The sequence below is a fragment of the Polaromonas sp. UC242_47 genome, from assembly GCF_044452385.1.
GTDB lineage: Bacteria > Pseudomonadota > Gammaproteobacteria > Burkholderiales > Burkholderiaceae_C > Polaromonas.
This window is the reverse complement of the sequence record NZ_JBIOAO010000001.1, coordinates 2,488,378-2,506,362: the sequence shown is the minus strand read 5'-3', so window position 1 is coordinate 2,506,362 and position 17,985 is coordinate 2,488,378. Positions and strand designations below refer to the sequence as shown.

The following is a 17,985-nucleotide window of genomic DNA, read 5'->3' as shown; positions in this document are numbered from 1 at the left end:
GGACGTTCTCGTGGGTGAGGAAATAGAAATTTTCATGCAAGTCACTGTGCTTGGCGTTTCTTGTAGTTGATTGATTGATCAAATGCGCTATATACTGATTTTGTGCCTAGGCGTTTGGTTGCATTTTTTCAGGGGATCCGCTTTGAAAAATATTTTTTTTGCTTTACAAGCCGCGTCTCGTTGGACCGCACTCAGCGTACTGGTTGGTCTGCTGGCCGCATGTGCCGGTTATTCAACCAGCTACCCGCCTGCCCCGGCTGTCGCCGCGACCCCGGATTACAACTACATCGTTGGCCCCGGTGACACTTTAAACATCATCGTGTGGCGCAATCCCGAGTTATCCATGTCGGTCCCGGTTCGTCCGGATGGCAGAGTGTCAACGCCGCTGGTCGATGAGCTCGTTGCCCAGGGCAAAAATTCTGTGGAGATTGCTCGTGACGTCGAAAAGGCGTTGAGCAAATTGGTTCGCGACCCAGTTGTGACGATCATAGTTACCAGTTTCGTTGGCCCCTACAGTGAACAAATTCGGGTCGTAGGCCAGGCAGCCAAACCCCAAGCCTTGCCTTATAAGCAAAAGATGACCTTGCTTGATGTCATGATTTCCGTCGGTGGCTTGACGGACTTTGCTGATGGCAATGGGGCATCCATCACGCGTGCCTCGGAAGGTGGAAAACGGTATTCTGTGCGTCTCAAAGACCTCATAAAGCGCGGCGACATCTCTGCTAATGTGGAAATGAAACCGGGTGACATTCTCATTATTCCGCAAGGCTGGTTTTAAGGCCACGTTCGTCCCTCTCTCCGGCATCGCTTGATGCAAGCTTTGCAGCGTTTGAAATCTGGTCAGAAAGGCGTGGTCTGATGGATGAGCTGATTCGCCAAATATTCACCGCTACCAAAGGTATTTGGAAGCATCGCTGGCTAGGCCTGCTGGTTGCTTGGCTTGTCACCGGAATCGGTGCGTTCGTGGTGCTTTCCGTGCCTGATAAATACGAGGCGTCGGCCCGTATTTTTGTCGACACGCAGTCCATTCTGAAGCCTTTGATGTCTGGCTTGGCGGTGCAGCCCAATGTCGAACAACAGGTGATGATGCTGAGTCGGACTCTCATCAGCCGTCCAAATGTTGAAAAGCTGATTCGCATGGCTGACCTTGATTTGAAAAGTCAATCAAAGGTAGCGCAGGAGGCGCTGATTGATGATTTGATGAAATCGCTGGAAATTAAAAATGTAGGCCGCGATAACCTTTACGTGTTGTCGTATCGAGATACAAGCCCCGATAAGGCGAAACGGGTCATACAGTCCCTAGTATCAATTTTTGTCGAATCCAGCCTGGGGGATACGCGCAAAGACTCTGATACCGCCAAGAAATTCATTGATGAACAGATCAAGACCTACGTGGCCAAGCTTGAAGAGGCTGAGAAACGGTTGAAGGAATTCAAAGTCCGAAACATTGAACTTCAAACGGCCGATGGCAAAGACATGGCTGGGCAGCTCGGTTTCTTGAGCAATCAACTGAATCAAGCCAGACTAGATTTGCGTGAGGCCGAAAATGCGCGTGATGCAGCCAAACGCCAATTAGAGACCGAAAAATCGGAAAGTGCAGACATCACGTCGCGCAGTCTTCTTCAAGAATCAACCCTGTCGATTTCGACGCCTGAGATCGACGCTCGCATTGAAGCTCAGAAGCGTAATCTGGACGGGCTGCTTCAGCGCTTTACAGAGCAACATCCCGATGTCGTGGGGGCTAGGCGTCTGATCAACGAGCTTGAAACTCTCAAGCGCAAGGAAATTCAGGAACTACGAAAGACCGCGATGGCCAACCCGACGTTGGCGTCAAACAACAGCCTCGCATATCAGGAACTCAGCCGTATGCTGGCCACTTCAGAGGTGCAAGTGGCGGCTTTACGAGCAAGGGTTGGTGAGTACGAGATGCGTTTTAATCGGGCGCGTGAATTGATGAAAACAGCCCCGCAAATTGAAGCTGAATTCGCTCAATTGAATCGTGACTATGACATCAACAAAAAAAACTACAACGATCTGGTTACCCGCAGAGAGTCGGCAACGCTGTCAGGCGATCTGGATGGCGTTGGTGGTGTTGCGGACTTCCGATTGATCGACCCACCCCGTGCCTCGCCTAGCCCGGTGGCGCCCAACCGTTTGCTGTTGATGCCCTTTGTTTTGTTGGTTGCCCTGGGCGCAGGACTGGCCGTTGCCTTTCTCGCAAGTCAATTGCGCCCCGTTTTTTACGATGCATCCTCCCTGCGGGATGCGGTAGGGTTACCTCTGTTGGGAGTGGTCACCCTGGTGATGGGCGATAACGCTGCGCTGACAGAAAAGCTCAGTTGAAGAAGTTTTTAGGTGCTTCATGCGGATTGCTTGGGGTTTTTTCTGCAGGGATGATTTTTTTGTCTTTCATGTCAGGACGGGCAGGATGATTCAATTATGAGTAGCTTGATCGAGCAGGCCGCGCAACGTATGGAGCAGCTTCGCCAGGCAGGCGCGGATATGCCAACAGCGCCACCATTGGCATCTGTGGTGGATGCGGTCAAGAAGCCTGCGATTGAGTCGCAGCCGCCCCCCATTTCCCGACATGTCCAAATTGATTTGGATGCACTTTCTGCGGTGGGTATTGTCAGCCCAACGTCCCCTCGTTCCCAAGTAGCAGATCAATTCCGAGTGATCAAGCGGCCGCTGATCAGCAATGCCATGGGCAAAGGTGCATCTGTCATTGTCAATGGCAACTTGATCATGGTGACCAGCGCGTTGCCTGGTGAAGGCAAGAGCTTTACCGCCATCAATTTGGCAATGAGCATCGCCACCGAATTGGACAACACGGTGTTGCTGGTGGATGCCGATGTGGCACGTCCCTCCGTGATGAGAAAGCTGGGGTTGCCCGATGGCCCAGGTTTGCTTGATCTTGTACTGGATGAGTCTAAGGACATGTCTAGCATGCTACTGAAGACAAATATTGACAAGCTGAGCATTCTGCCCTCGGGCACTCCGCATGCCCGTGCCACCGAGCTACTGGCCAGTGATGCAATGATCCGCCTGTTGGATGAAATGGCTAGGCGCTATACGGACCGCATCGTTGTTTTTGATTCACCGCCACTTCTCCTCACCACTGAGGCGCGGGTGTTGGCCACCCATATGGGTCAAGTGGTGGTGGTGGTACAGGCTGAAAGAACCTTGCAGTCAGAGGTTCGGCATGCGCTGGCCACCATTGAGGCGTGCCCCGTTAAGTTGATGCTGCTGAATCAGGCAAGAGCCGTTTCCAAAGGGGTTTATGGATATGGTGGATACAACTATGGATATGGCGCAGACATGAACAGCGGCAAGCCTGGCTACCCCCAGCATCAACTCTAGTCATGATGGTGTATGGTCTGCTTTCTTTAAGGGGGCTGCGAACTACTGCCACGTTAGTGTCGGTAGCAGCTGGTATGTTTATGGTGTCGGGTGGCATCTATGCTCAAGAGTCCGGTTTGGAGTCGGGTTCCGTGCGGACGGTATCAATTGAGCCGCGTGTTTCAGTCACCGAGACCGTGACGGATAACGTGAACCTGAGCAGTGTCGGCAAGAAGTCAGCACTGATTACCGAAGTCAGTCCCGGTATTCGCATGAATATTGCAGGCGCCCGACTCAAGGGCTATTTTGATTACGCTTTGAATCAGATTCTGTACTCTCAAGCCGCGTTACCCAACCGATCCCAAAATGCGCTGAATACGTTTGGTACGCTGGAGGCTATTGATAACTGGGCGTTTATTGATCTAAGTGGCTCCATTTCTCAGCAGTCTGTGTCCGCCTTTGGAACGCAGTCAATTGACAATGCGTCTGTAAACGCCAATCGAACAGAGGTTTCAAACTACCGAATTTCGCCCTATGTGCGCGGCCGGTTGGGCGATTGGGTCAGCTATGACGCGCGCTACAGCCGAGCTGTCACGAATACTGATGCTGCGGGGACATCGGGCTTCACAATGGTTGATGGCTTCGCAAATTTCAAGGGCGACAGTGCCTTCACGAAACTTGGCTGGTCGGCAGACGTTAGCCAACAAAGGGTTGATTTCAAGGCTGGTCGCGCTACCGAAGCGGATCGTTTCAGCTTAGGCTTGTCGTATTCGATCTCGCCCCAATTGAGGGTGTCTGCCAATGCTGGGCGTGAAGCGAATAACTACACTACCTTCGACAAGCAAAATTTTGATACGAGCGGCGTCGGAGTGAATTGGTCGCCGTCGGACATGACAAAGTTGTCAGCATCTCGCGACCGTCGCTCATTCGGAAGCGCCCATCGCCTTAGTTTTGAGCACCGAACGGCACGCACTGCGTGGAGATTCAGCGATATAAAGGATGCGTCAGCAACGCCAAATCAGACGGTTGTTGGGAGTCTCGGATCCATTTATGACCTGCTTTACAGCCAGTTTGAATCTCTTGAGCCCAACCCGACAGCGCGTGCACAGTTGGTCAATGCCTTTTTGCTGGCCAATGGAATTAGTCCTAACGCCGTGGTTGTCAGGAGTTTTTTGACGTCGGCTTTGTCATTGCAGCGCCGGCAAGACTTGTCGTTTGCGCTGCTTGGTGTGAGAGACACTATCACGTTTATCGCCACGAAAAGTGAGAGCGCCAGGCTTGACACCGTGTCGACGGGTGTCGATGACTTCAATAGGTCTAACGTGGTCCGCCAGCGGGGTTTTAGCGTTAATTACGCACATCGCTTGACCCCTGACTTTTCCTTGGGTGTTCTTGCTTCGCAGCAAAAAACATCAGGGGTGTCGAGTTTGCAAGACAACACAATTCGCTTTCTTAATGTCAGCATCACAGGCAAAGTCGGCAAACAGGCGACTGCTTCTGTGGGAGTCCGTCATGTTATTTCCAGAGGTGCTTCACCTTACGTTGAAAACGCCATTACCGGCAACTTGATTGTGCGGTTCTGATTTATGTACCAAGTTTTTTACGGGTTAAGCAGCAAGCCGTTCCAGCTCAACCCTGATCCCAGTTTTTATTTCAGCAGTAAGCAGCACCGACGGGCCAAGGCCTACCTCGAGTACGGTGTACAGCGGAACGAAGGTTTTATTGTCATCACTGGGGAGGTTGGCGCTGGGAAGACCACCATAGTACGAGGCTTGCTCGCCAGCCTGGACTCTATGAAGGTCGTTGCCGCCAATCTCGTTACCACGCAGTTGGATGCCGAAGATACCTTGCGCATGGTGGGCGCTGCCTTTGGTGTGCGGGTTAAAGATGTTTCCAAGGCCGACGTACTGATGGCGCTGGAGGCGTATTTGATTAACCAGACAAGCCAAGGAAAGCGCTGCCTGCTGATTGTCGATGAAGCTCAAAACCTGACAGCCCGGGCAGTAGAGGAGCTCCGTATGTTGTCCAACTTTCAGTTGGACCAGCAAGCGCTGCTGCAGACATTTTTGGTTGGGCAGCCCGAGTTTCGTTCTATTTTGCAAAGCCCCTCTATGCAGCAACTCAGGCAGCGTGTTACCGCGACCTGCCACATCGGGCCGTTGGATCTGGATGAAACACGGGGCTATATTGAGCATCGATTGAAATGTGCGGGTTCCTCTGGCCGGCCTACTTTCAATATGGACGCTTTCGAAGGAGTTTTCAAAGCTTCTGGAGGTATTCCCCGCCGTATCAACCTGATTTGTGATCGCTTGTTGTTACTTGGCTTCCTGAGCAGCAAAGATGCCTTTGGTCCTGATGATGTCAATGAAGTAGTCTGCGAAATTCACGATGAATCAACAGTCCCGGAGAAGATGACCGAAGGGGACAGAATAATTTGGGACGATGCGGGTTTTCAAGCTCGAAAAGTGACCGGGTCAGTTGATATTGATTTCGCCAAATTGCAGGTTACGCCTGACTTGGCAGATGCCATTTCTAGTCAAATTGATGGCTTGGAAGCCGAACAGTACGACAGTCGCTTGCGGCGTCTGGAGCGAAGTGTCCTACGTTTGGAGCGCATCAACCTCGAGTGCTTGGTCATGCTGAAAAAACTCGTAGCCGCGGTTAGAAAGTCTGGCCAGGAGAGTAACCAATGACTATTTTGGGGCCAGTCATTTGCGTTGTTGGTGCACGTCCAAATTTTATGAAAATGGCCCCGATTCTAAGGGCCATGTCAGTCCATGAACCGCCCTTGCCGGTAAGGTTGGTACACACCGGTCAGCACTATGACAAAGACATGAGCGAGCGTTTTTTTGAAGACCTTCACCTGCCGCGGCCTGACATTAATCTTGAAGTGGGGCCAGGTACTCACAGCATTCAAACGGCCGAAATTGTGCGTAGATTCGAGCCCGTCATCGATGCACATAGATCCTCTTGCGTGGCGGTGGTGGGTGACGTCAACTCAACGCTGATGTGCTCCCTGGGTCGCTGCAAAAAAGTGCGCCTGTGGCGCATATTGAGGCGGGACTGAGAAGCTACGACCGAACCATGTCCGAGGAAATAAACCGCATCCTCACAGAGCAGATTTCTGACAAGCTATACACCACAGAGCGTACGGCTGGAGATAATCTGGCGCGGGAGGGCATTCCATCAAACAGAGTTTGTTTTGCGGGTAACGTCATGATTGATTCGGTCGTTTTTGGTCGAAAAAATGCTCGTGGCGCGAAGGAAACGCTGCAATCCATGAATGCCAATCCTTTGGTGTTGAGCCATCCATTCGGTTATAGCGTGGTAACGCTACACCGTCCCTCCAATGTGGACCATCCTGAAATGCTGCGTGCTTTGTTGCGCGTGTTGGGTGAGGTCGCCGCCAACTTGCCGTTGGTGCTTGCCCTACATCCCCGCACCCGCAGCAATATTGACCGTTTCTGTCTGTCCGACTTGATGGATACAGCACGTATGGTTTTGTTGCCGCCTCTGGGCTACCTAGAAATGCTCGGATTGATGGCCGGCGCTACTGTGGTACTCACCGACTCGGGTGGGTTACAGGAAGAAACCACGGCACTCGGCGGGCCCTGCCTAACTCTGCGAGATAACACTGAACGCCCGATCACAGTGGAGCAGGGTACCAACATCCTCGTTGGGCGTGACCGTGATGTCATTGTTGGTGCGATACAGGAAATCCTGGCTGGACGGGGTACGCGTGGCCGTGTTCCTGCGTTTTGGGATGGACATGCTGCCGAACGGATTACTGCGTACTTGTACCAATGGTTAAAACAGAGGTAAGCTTGAATGGCCTTCCGATCAGTTATTAACTAGAGAGTCGGCATGCCAACCTCCACCATCATCAACGCGTTGACGATCGATGTCGAAGATTACTTTCAAGTCTCGGCATTTGCGCCATACATTGCGCGTTCCGAGTGGAATACCCGTGAATGTCGCGTAGAGCGCAACATCGACTGCATTCTCGAAATGCTGGCACGTTGCGACACCAAGGCTACATTTTTTACCTTGGGGTGGATTGCCGAGCGTTACCCGCTGTTGGTGCGAAAAATCGTTCAAGAAGGGCATGAACTGGCCAGTCACGGCTATGCTCACGAGCGCGCCAGCGACCAGACCGAAGAAGCTTTTTTTGCTGATATTAATCTGGCCAAAATTGTTCTGGAGGATGTGACTGGCAGTGAGGTCAATGGTTATCGCGCGCCGAGTTTCTCGATTGGGACTGGAAATCTTTGGGCCTTTGACTGCTTGGTACGTGCAGGTTATCGCTACAGCTCAAGTATTTATCCTATTCGACATGACCACTATGGAATGCCGAACTCACCACGCTTTGCATACGAGGTGCGTCCGGGTTTGATGGAAATCCCGATCACGACTATGAGGCTACTCAACCGTAACTGGCCATGCAGTGGGGGAGGCTATTTCAGATTGCTGCCCTACGCGCTGTCACGCTGGATGCTGGGTCGAGTCAACTCGGATGATCGCGAATCCAGCGTCTTCTATTTTCATCCCTGGGAGATTGACACCGGTCAGCCCCAAATTGCGGGCATCAACAGCAAGACGCGCTTTCGGCATTACGTCAACATTAGCCGCATGGAAAGTCGGCTGAATCAACTCCTGGGTGATTTCAACTGGGGGCGGATGGATCATATTTTCCCAGAAAAAGTTGCCAAGCATGTCGCTGTCACCTGATGATTCCTCGTTAACAATCAGGCGTCTGGCCCCTCAGGATGCCGACACGGCAGCGCTATGGGACGCATTCGTCCTGATGTGCCCCGAGGCCACATTTTTTCATCGTGCTGGTTGGCAAAACATCGTACGCAATGTTTTCCACCATGACACCTATTTTCTGTATGCAGAGATGGAGGGCCGTATCCAGGGTGTACTGCCGCTTGGACATATCAATAGCTGGCTGTTTGGTAGTGCTCTCACTAGCCTGCCGTTTGCGGTGTATGGCGGTGTGGCTGCGATCAATACGCCGGTCGCTGAAGCGCTGGAGCTTGAAGCCCAGCATATCGCCAAGCGGCTCGGTGTAGCGCATCTTGAGCTACGCAACGTCAACCGGCGTCACCTCGACTGGCCCACGCAAGATCTGTACGTCACCTTTCGCAAAGAAATCCTGGCAGAAGAGGAAGCCAATATGTTGGCCATTCCGCGCAAGCAGCGCGCCATGGTGCGCAAAGGAATCAAGAATGGTTTGACGAGTGAAATTGATGACACCGTTGACAGGTTCTTTACCCTATTTTCAGATAACGTTCATCGACATGGCACTCCTGCGATGCCAAAAAAATATTTCAAAGCGCTGATGACCGTCTTTGGTCCTGACTGTGAAGTACTTACCGTCGTTGCTCCTGATGGACGCCCCTTGAGTAGCGTGATCAGCTTTTACTTTCGCGACGAGGTCTTACCCTACTACGCAGGCGACTTTGAGCCAGCCCGAGACCTTGCAGCCAATGACTTCAAGTATTGGGAACTCATGCGCCGAGCCTGCGCTCGTGGCCTCAAGGTGTTTGACTACGGCCGAAGCAAGCAAGGCACCGGTCCCTATGCGTTCAAAAAAAATTGGGGGTTTGAACCGACACCCTTGCACTATCAGTATTGCCTATACAAACGTGACGCCATACCGCAAAACAATCCCAGCAACGCGAAATACCAACTCCTGATCAGCGCTTGGCGGCGCATGCCTCTTTCCCTGGCCAACTGGTTGGGTCCCTTTGTTGTTCGCAACCTCGGCTGACCTCGCCACTATGGGTAATCTTCTTTACTTGGTGCACCGTCTGCCTTATCCACCCAATAAGGGCGACAAGGTTCGCTCTTACCATTTGCTCAAACACCTCGCAAGGCAGCATCACGTCTATTTGGGCACCTTTGTAGACGATCCTGCCGACGAAGCTTACGTTGAGGTGGTGCGGCAGCTCTGTCAGGATAGCCATATTGCACGACTTACCCCCCGTGTAGCCAAGCTCCGCAGCCTCAGTGGCTTGCTTACCCGTCAGGCACTCGGCCTGCGGTATTACCGCAACGCTGGCCTGCAATCCTGGGTCAGGCAGACGCTGGCCGATCAAAAAATTGATGCCATTGTCGTTTTTTCATCTGTCATGGTGCAATACGTGAATGGCATGTCGGATGGCATTGCCCCTCCGGTGCTCATAGATTTTGTCGATGTTGACTCTGCCAAGTGGACGCAGTACGCGGCCAACCACAGTTGGCCCATGTCTTGGTTATACGGTCGAGAAGGCAAACGACTATTGGCCTATGAACGCGAGGCGGCCGCCCGCGCTCGACACTCTTTTTTTGTCACGGAGAACGAAACCGCTCTGTTTCTAAAAATGGCCCCCGAATGCGCCAACAGGGTTACGCCCATGAGCAACGGCGTGGATGCCGATTATTTTTCGCCAGATCCGGCTCGTATTTCGCCCTTTGCCTTGGCCGTCCCACGTGAACAACTGCAGCAGGCTGAAATCCCACTGGTGTTCACAGGTGCCATGGATTACTGGCCCAATATTGATGCGACCATCTGGTTTGTGAGCGATATCCTTCCTGCTTTGCGCAAGACATGGCCTCAAGCACGCTTTTATATTGTCGGGCGCAGTCCCTCACCATCCGTTCTGGCGTTGGCATCTGACTCGGTGGTAGTTACCGGCACAGTGCCTGATATTCGCCCTTATTTGCAACACGCGGCAGTTGTTGTAGCGCCCTTGCGAGTGGCGCGAGGCATCCAGAACAAGCTTCTGGAAGCGATGGCTATGGCGCGGCCTGTGGTCGCGACTCAGTCCTGCGTGGATGCCATTGATGTTCACAACGGGACTGAAATTTTGTCTGCCGGCGATGCCCACGATTTCGTCGACAAGATTGACGCCTTGCTAAAAGCCCCTGCCTGGGCTGCCTTGGTTGGTCAGTCTGGAAGACAGCGAGTGGTGAGTAGCTACAGTTGGCCAGCCCACTTGTCAGGCATCGACCGGTATCTGGATGTGCCCCCATCCGAGCGAGTCAGCGCATGAAGCAGCTTGTGAGTTCAATCAGGCTCAATGAGCGGTCCGATGCGGTCTCTTCATGGCCGCGAGCACTTGTCACGCTGACATTGCTGCTTGCCTGGATTATTTTTCTGTACCGTGACACCGCTATCGGGATGGTGTTGATCTGGTCAAGGTCAGAAACCTTTACGCACGGCTTTCTGGTTCCACCCATTGCGTTGTGGCTTATCTGGCGTCAACGCCGGGTGATTGCAGTGCAGATGCCTCAGCCCTTGTTTTTGGTCATGCTGCCAGTTGCCAGTGCGGGGTTTGCCTGGCTGTTGGGTGATTTAGTTGCAATTAACGCAGTGACTCAATTGGCTTTTGTGACCTTGCTGGTTCTGGCGGTGCCGGCGACGCTTGGATGGCCAATCACGCGGCTTATCCTGTTCCCGCTGAGTTTCCTGTTTTTTGCAGTGCCCATAGGTGAATTTCTTTTGCCCCAGTTCATGGAGTGGACAGCCAACTTCACCGTTATTGCATTGCGCTTAAGCGGCGTACCAGTCTATCGGGAAGGCCTCCAGTTCGTCATTCCCTCCGGCAACTGGTCGGTGGTTGAGGCATGCAGTGGTGTACGGTATCTGATTGCGTCGCTCACCGTGGGTACTTTGTTTGCCTATATCAACTACCAGTCCACCACGCGTCGTCTACTTTTCATTCTCATTTCCATTCTGGTGCCCATCGTCGCCAACTGGTTGCGTGCCTACATGATTGTCATGCTGGGACATTTTTCTGACAATAAGATCGCTGTCGGGGTTGATCACCTGATCTACGGCTGGGTTTTTTTTGGCATCGTCATCATGCTGATGTTCATCATTGGCGCCCGCTGGGCAGAGCCTCAGAAGGAGGTCCTCCCAAGCATTTTGCGTTCTCCAGTCCACGCGACCGCAACGGCCGAAACGCTCTGGCTGGTGACGGCCTGCTTTGCTCTATTGGTGGCGTTACCCCAGATTGCCCTATCGGCAATCAACCAAGGCGTAGGCACCGGCCTTATATCGCTCAAGGCGCCAGCGTCCTTGGCGGCCGATTGGCGAGCTGTTGATGAAGGCGTATTGACGTTCAAACCCCGGTTCCAGAATCCATCCGCCGAAATTCGTAGCAACTATGCCAGCCAAGATCGCATCGTGGGGCTCTACCTAGGCTACTACCGCCAGCAGGACTACAGCCGCAAACTGGTCAGTTCCAACAATGTGCTGGTGGCCAGTAATGACAGCCAATGGGTCCAAGTGGCCAGCGCAAGGCGTGAACTTGTGCTTGGAGGAAAGCCGGTCGGCCTGAGCGTCGCTGAGTTGCGCGCTCCCGGGTTGACCGAACATCCAGGCACCAGCCGGCTCCTGGTCTGGCGAGTCTATTGGGTCAATGGCTTGTTGACATCTAACGACTACTTAGCCAAAGTCTACAGCGCCTACTCTCAGTTGACAGGTCGAGGCGATGACTCAGCGGTCATCGTTGCCTTTACCCCTAGGGGCAGGGCTGGAGACGATGAAGCGGTGTTGGAGTCCTTTTTGACAACCAACTACGTCATCATCAATGACTTATTGTTGAGGATTCGGACAAAGAAGTAAGTGACAAGTATTTTGATCGCCCTTTAGCTTCATAAATGCTGTGGAGGTTTTGTCATGACAGTAGTTGCTGTGATCGGTTTGGGTTATGTCGGTCTGCCGCTGGTGGTGGAGTTTGGCAAACACTTTCGCACCATAGGATTTGACATTGCCGTGTCCAAAGTGGAGTCATGTCTCAAAGGCGTTGACCCCTCCCGTGAATTGTCAGACGAAGAAATGAGCGCCTCGCCCGAGGCGGTGTACACGGCTGATCCCATCTTGCTGGCCGAAGCCGACATCATTGTCGTGGCAGTCCCCACCCCGGTCGATAGCGCCCACATTCCAGATTTTCGTCCCCTCATTGGCTCAAGCACCAGCGTCGGTCGCCACATGAAAAAAGGCACCATCGTGGTCTATGAATCCACGGTTTACCCTGGTGCCACGGAGGAGGTTTGCATCCCCGTGCTTGAGCGTGAGTCTGGCTTGAAGTGGAAGCAGGATTTCTTCGTCGGTTATTCACCCGAGCGTATCAACCCCGGTGACACAGAGCACACACTCACCAAAATCCTGAAAATTGTCTCAGGCGATACCCCTGAGACGCTGGAAAGGGTGGCCAAGCTGTATGAAACCATCATCGTGCCAGGCGTGCATCGTGCGTCTAGCATCAAGGCCGCCGAGGCCGCCAAGGTGATCGAGAACACGCAACGCGACTTGAACATATCGCTCATGAATGAGCTGGCCATCCTCTTTGACAAGCTCGGCATCGACACTACCGAGGTGCTCGAAGCGGCTGGCACCAAATGGAATTTCCTCAAATTCAAGCCAGGCTTGGTGGGCGGCCATTGCATTGGCGTTGACCCCTACTATCTGACCCACAAGGCAGAGATGCTGGGCTATAACCCGCAGGTCATCCTTGCTGGACGCCGTATCAATGACGGCATGGGCAAGTTCATCGCCGAGCAGACGATCAAGCACATGATTGCCGGTGGCAGTTACGTCAAGGGTGCCAAGGTCAACGTGCTCGGACTCACCTTCAAGGAGAACTGTGGCGACCTGCGAAACTCCAAAGTCATTGACATCATCAACGAACTCAAGACTTATGGCGTTGAGGTTTTTGTGACCGATCCGCAAGCCGAGTCGGTTGAAGCCGTGCATGAATATGGTGTGCCCTTGTTGTCCTGGGAAGACTTACCGCGAGCCGATGCCATCGTGGCCGCAGTGGCTCACAAAGAATTTTCTGTGCTGACCATGGATGATTTTGCAAGAAAACTTGTCAAAGGGGGGGCGTTCATTGATGTTAAGGCTGTCTTCGATGCGAAGGCCTTTGGGGACGCGGGTTACCGCGTGTGGCGTCTCTGAGTCACGAAGGGCGGCTGCTCTATGGAATGCCAGTCGCGATTGGTCGTCTTTACTGGAGACCTGAGCTACAACGTACGGCGAAATATCGTTGATCTGGATGCCCGTGTTCAGGGGCTTTCTTGGCTTGTGTTTGTTCACGTGCCGCGCAAGTCATTAACCAAATTGCTGGCGAGTCAGCGCAGTAATCTCAGGAAACATGGCTGGCGCTGGATTTGGTATCAAGTTGGGGAGTTGATGGCGCGGTTTATCCCACGTTCAACGAGTCTATCGGCTCCAGATAGCCCCGGGAACGAATATACCTTCAAGCGCCTGCAGGCGCATGGGAACGTTCGTATCGTCCGAGTGGATGACATTCATGGCGACGCCTGTCTCAAATTGATGCGTGATTTTTCTCCCGATTTAGGTCTTTCCCTCGCAGCGCCAATCCTCAAATCCTCGCTGTTTCAGTTGCCGCGACTTGGTACTGTCAATCTTCATAAAGGTAAGCTTCCGGACTTTCGTGGCATGCCCCCAGCTTTCTGGGAACTCTGGACAGACCAGCCTTCGGTTGGCTGCAGTGTTCATTGGGTCGACGAGCGACTTGATGAGGGTGCGGTGCTGGCCGAATCCAACGTTGGTCGTGAGCGTTTTTCGACACTGCGCGGACTTCAGTTGCGGCTCGACGAGTTAGGTTCGTCGTTGGTCTGTGAGGTGGTTGAAAAGGTTCTGGCGGGACAGACTGAGGCAAGAACGCAGGTTGCCGGTCAGGGCAAGACCTATCGCAAACCCACATTGGCGCAGCAGTCGATACTGGCCGCGAGATTGGCTTTATTGGCGCCGCCACAACCGCGCCGCTGGATGCGAGTGTTCAAGAATGCTTATGCGCGCTTGGCGCTCGCAACTCATCGGGTGTTACTGTGGCGGTTGCTGGAGCCGCGTGTGACTGTTTTGCTCTACCATCGAGTTTGTGATGATGCGCGCGACAATCTCAGTGTAGGCGTCGCCCAATTCGAGCGTCAAATGCGCTTGCTGAGCGAACGCTGCGACATTTTTCCTATAGAGCGAGTGTTGGAGTTGGGTGAGATCCGGCGCAGTCCTCGGCCCTTGGTGGCGGTGACATTTGACGACGGCTATTTGGACAACTATCTGAATGCTGCGCCAGTTCTGCGTCGTTTTTCAGTTCCGGCCGCGTTCTTCGTCTCCACCGGGATTGTTAACTCGGATCGGTCGTTCCCACATGACCAAAAGCGGGGCAATCCCGCTATTCCGATGCTGAGTTGGGCTCAGTTACGTGAGATGCGCATTTGGGGTTTCACCATAGGCTCGCACACAGTGAACCATATCAATTGTGTTGCGGAAGACGAAGCCAAGGTACGCGATGAGCTCGCGCAGTCCCAAGCCGATCTTGTGAGGGAGTTGGGGCCTATGCGACCTATCTTTGCGTATCCCTACGGTGGGCGGCACCAGATGAATGCGGAACGGCTGGAGCTGGTGCGAGATGCCGGCTATGTCGGCTGCTTGTCAGCCTTTGGTGGAAGCAACATCGGAGAGGTGAATCGTTGGCGCGTGTTGCGTCGGGGCATACATTGGGAGTTTTCGGACGTAGGCTTTCTTTACCAATGTCTGGGATACTGATGAGCGGCCAGCCTCGAATCTTCATTGTGCATGTCATCCATCACTTGGTGATCGGAGGCATGGAGAACGGCGTCGTCAACTTAATCAACCAGTTGCCCAAGGACCGCTTTAAACACGCTGTCGTATGTATAGAAGATTTTTCCGACTTTCGAGACCGTATTCAATGCACGGATGTCGAAGTTTACGCATTGCATCGCTCAAAAATCGGGTCCATGCGGCTTCGTTGGCAGCTGTTTAAGTTACTTCGGAACCTGCGTCCTGAAATCGTCCATAGTCGAAATCTATCCGGCTTGGATGCATTGCTGCCAGCATGGCTTGCTGGTATCACTACCTTGCACAGTGAGCATGGTTTCGATGTTGACAACCTGAACGGCAAGGCCAAGAAGCCAGCGCTGCTGCGCCGATTACATGCGCCGCTGATCAAGCACTATGTGACGGTGTCCGAGCATCTGCGTGGCCTCCTCATCGAAGAACTGGGTATTGCCGCAAACAGGGTGACGCAAGTCTACAACGGCGTGGATACAGAGCGCTTTGTACCGCAGCCTCGACCTCGCCATGAGTTATTGCCTGCAGTGATGCTCGGAGAGGAGTTGTTTGTGTTGGGCACGGTCGGCAGGGTGCGGCCGATCAAGGATCATGCGACACTGTTGCAAGCGATAGCCCTGCTTTTGGCTCGACGTCCTGAGTGGCGTCTGCGGCTTCGGCTGGCTTTGGTTGGCGACGGGCCCTTGCTCGTCGAGCTCAAGAGTTTGGCCGATGGCTTGGGTATTGCGGACCTTGTTTGGTTCGCGGGCGCGCGCAATGACGTCTCTGATTTGCTGCAAGCCATGGACTTGTTTGTTTTGCCATCGCTGAATGAAGGCATTTCGAACACGCTTTTGGAGGCCATGGCAACCGGTCTTCCGGTGATCGCTACAGCGGTGGGAGGCAATGTTGAACTGGTTGATGTCGGGGTCGTCGGCGATACCTTCTTGCCTGGAGATGCCGGCAGGCTTGCCGAGCTGATAGAGAATTATGTTGCGGACCCGGTCAGATCTGCTGCGCACGGTGCAGCCGCTCGCCGGCGCGTCTTACGGCAATTCAGTCTGCAGGCCATGGTGGCCGCATACCAAGACATCTACCAGAAACTATAGGAAATCCATGTGCGGCATCACTGGCATTTTTGACACCCGCTCTAGTCGCGAAATCAGCCGCGCCGTCCTCCAGCGCATGAATGATTCGCAGCTGCATCGCGGTCCCGACGAAGGCAGCCTGCACATTGAGCCTGGCGTGGGCCTAGGCCATCGGCGCCTGTCCATCATCGACATTGCCACCGGGCAGCAGCCACTGTTCAATGAAGACGGCTCGGTGGTTGTCGTCTTCAACGGCGAAATCTACAACTACCAGCAGCTCATTCCCGAGTTGCAGGCACTCGGCCACGTGTTTCACACCAGGAGCGACACCGAGGTGATCGTCCACGCTTGGGAGTCCTGGGGGGCCAACTGCGTCAAGCGTTTTCGCGGCATGTTCGCCTTCGCGCTGTGGGACCGGAACCAGCAAACCTTTTTCATGGCGCGCGACCGCATGGGTGTCAAGCCCATGTACTACGCGCTGCTCGACGATGGCACCTTGTTGTTTGGCTCCGAGCTCAAGTCCATCCTGGCACACGGCGGTCTACGACGAGGTATCGATCCGCTGGCTGTAGAAGAATACTTTGCGCTGGGGTACGTCGCCGAGCCGCGCACCATCTTCAAGCAGGCCCAAAAACTCTCGCCCGCCCACAGTTTCACCATTCGCCGTGGCCAGCCCCTCGCTGAGCCCGTGGCCTATTGGGACGTCAGGTTCAGCCTGGACAACCCCATTTCAACAACCGATGCCCAGGCCGAACTGGTGCTGCGTCTCAAGGAATCCGTGCGTTTGCGCATGATTGCCGAGGTCCCGCTAGGCGCTTTTCTGTCCGGGGGGGTGGACAGCAGTGCGGTGGTTGCCGTCATGGCCGGCTTGTCGTCCGAGCCTGTCAACACCTGCTCCATCGGCTTTGACGATCCGGCCTTCAATGAATCCGCTTTTGCCCAGAAGGTGGCCGACCGTTACCACACCAACCACCGTCTTGAAGTCGTCAAGAGTGACGATTTCGACCTTATTGACACGCTAGCCCGCCTGTACGATGAGCCCTATGCGGACAGTTCCGCCATCCCCACCTACCGGGTCTGCCAGTTGGCGCGTAAACATGTCACCGTAGCCCTGTCGGGCGATGGTGGCGACGAGGCCATGGGTGGCTACCGGCGTTATCGCATGCACCTGATGGAAGATCGCATGCGCTCCGCGCTGCCCCAGGGGATGCGTGGCTCGCTGTTCGGAGCGCTGGGCAAGCTCTACCCCAAGGCCGACTGGGCGCCGCGCATGTTTCGCGCCAAGACCACGTTTGAGGGGCTGGCCCGCAGTTCGGTTGAGGCCTACTTTCACACCGTGTCCATCCTGCGCGGCCCCATGCGTGAAGCTCTGTTCAGCCAAAGTTTCAAAACCGAACTCGCTGGCTACAACGCGCAGGAGGTGTTCAACCGCCACGCTGCCCGGGCCGGCACCGAGGACCCGCTGGCCCTCATTCAGTACCTGGACCTTAAAACCTACCTGGTCGGCGACATCAACACCAAGGTGGACCGCGCCAGCATGGCGCATTCCCTCGAAGTGCGTGAACCGCTGATGGACCATGAACTAGTCGAATGGCTCGCCACCCTGCCATCCAGCCACAAGATCAATGGTCAGGAGGGCAAGCACATCTTCAAAAAGTCGATGGAGCCCTACCTGCCTAACGACGTGCTGTACCGGCCCAAAATGGGATTTGCTGTGCCGCTCGCGCGTTGGTTTCGTGGCCCCCTGAAACAGCGCGTGCGCGACGCGGTGCTGGGCGAGCGGTTGGTTTCCACCGGATGGTTCAATCCCGCTTATTTGCGGCATCTGGTCGACGCCCATCAGTCCGGTGCCAGCGACCATAGCGCGCCGTTGTGGACACTGCTGATGTTTGAAGCCTTTTTGCGCCAGGTGGTCGATACTCCCGTGGCGGAGGTTGATGCCGCTGAAGTCGCGGAGGCCGTCCCATGAGT

At 54.2% G+C, this 17,985-nt stretch carries 15 protein-coding genes; all 15 read left to right on the top strand.

Annotated features, from left to right (window positions below):
• The first annotated feature begins 208 nt into the window (after positions 1-208).
• The 15 genes from ACHMXK_RS12195 (at position 209) to ACHMXK_RS12125 (ending at position 17,983) form a co-directional block, all read left to right on the top strand.
• Positions 209-778: an XrtA/PEP-CTERM system exopolysaccharide export protein gene (locus ACHMXK_RS12195; RefSeq protein WP_397442508.1), complete on the top strand. Its 570-nt coding sequence runs from the start codon at positions 209-211 to the stop codon at positions 776-778.
• 80 nt (positions 779-858) lie between these two features.
• On the top strand, positions 859-2,343 hold the full coding sequence (locus ACHMXK_RS12190) for an XrtA system polysaccharide chain length determinant (protein ID WP_397440680.1): 1,485 nt from the start codon (positions 859-861) through the stop codon (positions 2,341-2,343).
• A gap of 96 nt (positions 2,344-2,439) precedes the next feature.
• Entirely contained in the window at positions 2,440-3,360 is a 921-nt protein-coding gene (locus ACHMXK_RS12185; protein WP_397440678.1) for an XrtA-associated tyrosine autokinase, read from the top strand.
• Positions 3,361-3,434: 74 nt separating this feature from the next.
• Positions 3,435-4,922 carry a TIGR03016 family PEP-CTERM system-associated outer membrane protein gene (locus ACHMXK_RS12180; RefSeq protein WP_397440676.1) on the top strand — a complete coding sequence of 496 codons (1,488 nt, stop codon included), beginning with the start codon at positions 3,435-3,437 and terminating at the stop codon, positions 4,920-4,922.
• A gap of 3 nt (positions 4,923-4,925) precedes the next feature.
• The gene (locus ACHMXK_RS12175; protein ID WP_397440674.1) at positions 4,926-6,032 is read left to right on the top strand and encodes an XrtA/PEP-CTERM system-associated ATPase; all 1,107 of its coding nucleotides are present in this window, start codon (positions 4,926-4,928) and stop codon (positions 6,030-6,032) included.
• Positions 6,029-6,406 carry a UDP-N-acetylglucosamine 2-epimerase gene (locus ACHMXK_RS12170; protein ID WP_397440672.1) on the top strand — a complete coding sequence of 126 codons (378 nt, stop codon included), beginning with the start codon at positions 6,029-6,031 and terminating at the stop codon, positions 6,404-6,406. Before ACHMXK_RS12175 ends, ACHMXK_RS12170 begins: the two co-directional genes overlap by 4 nt.
• Positions 6,407-6,423: 17 nt before the next feature.
• Entirely contained in the window at positions 6,424-7,161 is a 738-nt protein-coding gene (locus ACHMXK_RS12165) for a UDP-N-acetyl glucosamine 2-epimerase (RefSeq protein WP_397440670.1), read from the top strand.
• Positions 7,162-7,203: 42 nt separating this feature from the next.
• Entirely contained in the window at positions 7,204-8,067 is an 864-nt protein-coding gene (locus ACHMXK_RS12160) for an XrtA system polysaccharide deacetylase (RefSeq protein WP_397440668.1), read from the top strand.
• Complete coding sequence (locus ACHMXK_RS12155; protein WP_397440666.1) at positions 8,051-9,112, top strand: FemAB family XrtA/PEP-CTERM system-associated protein; 1,062 nt, start codon at positions 8,051-8,053, stop codon at positions 9,110-9,112. The genes ACHMXK_RS12160 and ACHMXK_RS12155 overlap by 17 nt, the downstream gene beginning before the upstream one ends.
• Positions 9,113-9,122: 10 nt before the next feature.
• Positions 9,123-10,376: a TIGR03087 family PEP-CTERM/XrtA system glycosyltransferase gene (locus tag ACHMXK_RS12150; RefSeq protein ID WP_397440664.1), complete on the top strand. Its 1,254-nt coding sequence runs from the start codon at positions 9,123-9,125 to the stop codon at positions 10,374-10,376.
• Entirely contained in the window at positions 10,373-11,953 is a 1,581-nt protein-coding gene (gene xrtA / locus ACHMXK_RS12145) for an exosortase A (RefSeq protein WP_397440662.1), read from the top strand. The genes ACHMXK_RS12150 and xrtA overlap by 4 nt, the downstream gene beginning before the upstream one ends.
• 54 nt (positions 11,954-12,007) lie before the next feature.
• Positions 12,008-13,288, top strand: coding sequence for a nucleotide sugar dehydrogenase (locus tag ACHMXK_RS12140; protein WP_397440660.1), 1,281 nt, complete (start codon positions 12,008-12,010; stop codon positions 13,286-13,288).
• A 21-nt stretch (positions 13,289-13,309) separates the two neighbouring features.
• Positions 13,310-14,902, top strand: coding sequence for a polysaccharide deacetylase family protein (locus tag ACHMXK_RS12135; protein ID WP_397440658.1), 1,593 nt, complete (start codon positions 13,310-13,312; stop codon positions 14,900-14,902).
• Positions 14,902-16,035, top strand: a complete 1,134-nt coding sequence (locus tag ACHMXK_RS12130; protein ID WP_397440656.1) for a TIGR03088 family PEP-CTERM/XrtA system glycosyltransferase — start codon at positions 14,902-14,904, stop codon at positions 16,033-16,035. Before ACHMXK_RS12135 ends, ACHMXK_RS12130 begins: the two co-directional genes overlap by 1 nt.
• A gap of 7 nt (positions 16,036-16,042) precedes the next feature.
• A complete protein-coding gene (locus ACHMXK_RS12125) occupies positions 16,043-17,983 on the top strand; it encodes an XrtA/PEP-CTERM system amidotransferase (RefSeq protein WP_397440654.1) in 1,941 nt (646 codons plus the stop codon).
• Positions 17,984-17,985 lie beyond the last annotated feature (2 nt).